3 protein-coding genes are annotated in these 2,565 nt (G+C 75.0%); 1 reads left to right on the plus strand and 2 read right to left on the minus strand.

Annotated elements, in window-relative coordinates; genetic code table 11:
- A partial coding sequence (locus Q1N79_RS30250) for a PLP-dependent aminotransferase family protein (protein ID WP_300614544.1) occupies positions 1-1,264 on the minus strand: 1,264 nt, incomplete at its 3' end.
- Between the two features lie 46 nt (positions 1,265-1,310).
- On the opposite strand from Q1N79_RS30250, the gene Q1N79_RS30255 reads away from it, so the two are divergent.
- Positions 1,311-1,790 carry a carboxymuconolactone decarboxylase family protein gene (locus tag Q1N79_RS30255; protein WP_300614545.1) on the plus strand — a complete coding sequence of 160 codons (480 nt, stop codon included), beginning with the start codon at positions 1,311-1,313 and terminating at the stop codon, positions 1,788-1,790.
- Here Q1N79_RS30255 and Q1N79_RS30260 read toward each other — a convergent pair.
- Positions 1,787-2,470, minus strand: a complete 684-nt coding sequence (locus tag Q1N79_RS30260; protein ID WP_300614546.1) for a response regulator transcription factor — start codon at positions 2,468-2,470, stop codon at positions 1,787-1,789. The two genes, Q1N79_RS30255 and Q1N79_RS30260, sit on opposite strands and share 4 nt — an antisense overlap.
- Between the last annotated feature and the right edge of the window lie 95 nt (positions 2,471-2,565).

Genomic DNA, 2,565 nt, shown 5'->3' on the forward strand with positions numbered 1-2,565 from the left:
TCACGGCGACGCCGTGCCGCGCGGCGCCGGCGATCGCGTCGGACTCCCGCCGTCCGGGCGGAAGGTTCACGACGGCGTGCAGCCCGGCGGCGATGCCGGTGACGCGGGCCGCGGGCGCGGCCCGGCCCAGCGCGGACACCAGCTGGTCACGCCGCCGCCGGTACGCCAGCCGGGCGTGCCGTACGCGCCGGTCGTAGCCGCCGCAGGCGATGAATTCGGCGAGGGTGAGCTGGCTGACCACGTCCGGGCCGCCGTCGAGCCGCGCCGCCGCCGCCACGTCGTCGACAAGCCGTCCGGGAACTGCCAGCCAGCCCATGCGCAGTCCCGGTGCCAGCGCCTTGCTCGCGGTCCCGCCGTAGACGACGTGGTCCGGCGCCAGCGCCTGCATGGCGCCCACCGGGTGCCTGTCGTAGCGGAACTCGCCGTCGTAATCGTCTTCGATCAGCACCGCCCCGGCGCCGGCCGCCCATTCGGCGAAGACCCTGCGCCGGGCCGGCGCGAGCGTCATGCCGAGCGGGAACTGGTGCGCCGGGGTCAGCAGCGCGGCTCCGGCCCCGCGCAGGACGCCGAGTTCTGGCACCGCGCCGTCCGCGTCGACCGGCAGCGCGGCAAGGCGCAGTCCGCCGCGGGACAGCACCGCCCTGTGCTCGGGCAGGCCGTACGCCTCCACGGCCACGGCGCGCGCCCCGCGCGCGCCGAGCACCTGGCTGAGCAGGGCGAGCCCGTGCGTGAAGCCGGCGCACACGACGATCCGCTCCGGGTCAGCGGCGACGCCGCGCGCCCGCGCGAGGTACCCGGCTAGAACCTCCCGCAGCCGCGGCACGCCGCGCGGGTCCGGGTAGTGCAGCAGGTGATCGGGAGCGGCGGCCAGCGCCCGGCGCGCCGCGGCCAGCCACTCGCGCCGCGGGAACGCGGACAGGTCGGGAACGCCTGCGTGCAGGTCGTAACCCGGCTGCCGCACTGCCGGCCGGGGCGTCTCCTGCCGCGCCGCGCCCGCCGCCGACAGCGTGGTCACCCAGGTCCCGGCGCCTGTCCGCGTGCTCAGCCAGCCCTCGGCCGCGAGCTGCCCGTAGGCGTCGGCGACCGTGTTGCGCGCGATCCCCAGGTCGGCCGCGAGCGCCCGCGACGATGGCAGCCGCGTCCCCGGCGGCAGCCTGCCGTCGCCCACGGCGGTGCGCAGCGCGTGTTCAAGCGACCTGCCCGGCCGGGACCCGGCCAGGTCCACGTCCAGGTGCAGGTCCAGATTGGCCCAGTGTTCTGCCATAGATTTGGACCATACTCCTGGGCCGCTGGCTGGTTACGGTGGATCCATGACGACCCAAACGTTTACCGCCCGGCTCGACGTCGGCGCCGCCATCCCCGGTTTCTCCCGGGCCATGTCCGCGCTCGACCGCGCTGCCACGAAGGAACTCGACGACGCGGGCATCGAGCCCAGGCTCCGCGAGCTGATCCGGATCCGCGCCTCGCAGCTCAACGGCTGCGCTTACTGCATTGACATGCACACCAAGGACGCCCGCGCGATCGGCGAGACCGAGCAGCGCATCTACGCCCTGCCCGCCTGGCGCGAGACCACGTTCTTCACCGAGCGCGAGCGGGCCGCGCTCGCGTTCACCGAGTCGGTGACGCTGCTGGCCAGCACGCACGTTCCTGATGGCGACTACGCGGCGGTCGCGGCGCAGTTCAGCCCCGCGGAGATCGGCGCGCTGGTCGCGCTGCTCGTGGCCATCAACGCGTGGAACACGATCGGCGTCTCCACTCGGGCCTGGGAGCCCGGCTCGTACCAGCCCTAGGGCGCCGGCGCCGCCCCGAGGTAGCGCAGCACCGCGAGGACCCGGCGGTGGCCGGTGTCGCCGGGGTACAGCCCGAGCTTGGCGAAGATCGAGTTGATGTGCTTGCTCACCGCGCTGTCGGTGATCACCAGGGCCGCCGCGATCTCGGTGTTGGAGCGGCCCTCGGCCATCAGCGCGAGAACGTCACGCTCGCGCTGGGTCAGCGTGCGCAGCGGGTCGCCGCCGCGGCGCAGCAGGAGCTGCGCCACCACCTCGGGGTCAAGCGCGGTGCCGCCCGCCGCCACCCGGCGCAGCGCGTCGAGGAAATCGGCCACGTCGGCGACCCGGTCCTTGAGCAGGTAGCCGACGCTGCTGGTGTTCGCCGACAGCAGGTCGGCGGCGTACCGCTCCTCCACGTACTGCGACAGCACGAGGATGGCGATGTCCGGCCACTGGGCGCGGATCGCGAGCGCGGCCCTGATGCCCTCGTCGGTGTGGGTCGGTGGCATCCGGACGTCGGCGATCACCAGGTCGGGCCGCTGCGCCTCGACGGCGGCAAGCAGCGCGGCGGCGTCGCCCGCGGTGGCCGCCACCTCGAACCCGGCGCCGTCAAGCAGCTTGACCAGGCCGGCCAGCAGCAGCACCGAGTCCTCGCCGATCACCACCCGGAGCCTCGCGGCCGTCCCCGGCTCGCCTGTCACGGGTCCCACGCTACGGCAGGGCGGCCGGCTGGCGGGCTCACTCGGCACGCAGCGCGGTGGCGGGGCGGGCGCCGGCGGCCCACGTCGCGGGTGCC

Source organism: Trebonia sp. (assembly GCF_030042015.1).
Taxonomy (GTDB): Bacteria; Actinomycetota; Actinomycetes; order Streptosporangiales; family Streptosporangiaceae; genus Trebonia.

Bases quoted from the DNA above. Each gene is read 5' to 3' on its own strand.
- Q1N79_RS30255 (WP_300614545.1), top strand. From the start codon at position 1,311: ATGACGACCCAAACGTTTACCGCCCGGCTCGACGTCGGCGCCGCCATC.